The following is a 283-nucleotide window of genomic DNA, read 5'->3' as shown; positions in this document are numbered from 1 at the left end:
CTCCAGTCCCAGTTTGCACCGCGGGAGAGCGCCAGGCAGACACCACTGACTGCCACAAGTTCACCGAGTGCAAAGATGGCGCCTGGAAGGAGGACTCGTGCTTCTGGTTCAGGAAGTTCGACTCAGTCACCAAGAAATGCGTGATGTGGGGTGCAACTTGCGCCCAATAGTTTGATAGCGATCATTATCCCCTTCCATCCTAATTTATTTTATTTTAAAATTACAACATTATTGAAATATTGAACTCTAACATAGCCTAATATGGCCACTTCAAACATGTTAA

At 45.6% G+C, this 283-nt stretch carries 1 protein-coding gene; it reads left to right on the top strand.

The genetic code is table 11. The annotated features are described in order from the left end of the window. A partial coding sequence (locus tag PZC42_RS22855) for a chitin-binding domain-containing protein (protein WP_368860286.1) occupies positions 1-170 on the top strand: 170 nt, incomplete at its 5' end. Positions 171-283 lie beyond the last annotated feature (113 nt).

Source organism: Isoptericola croceus, assembly GCF_029382255.1.
Taxonomy (GTDB): domain Bacteria; phylum Actinomycetota; class Actinomycetes; order Actinomycetales; family Cellulomonadaceae; genus Isoptericola; species Isoptericola croceus.
Note: the sequence above shows the minus strand (reverse complement) of the source record. Positions and strands in the feature narration are given on the sequence as shown.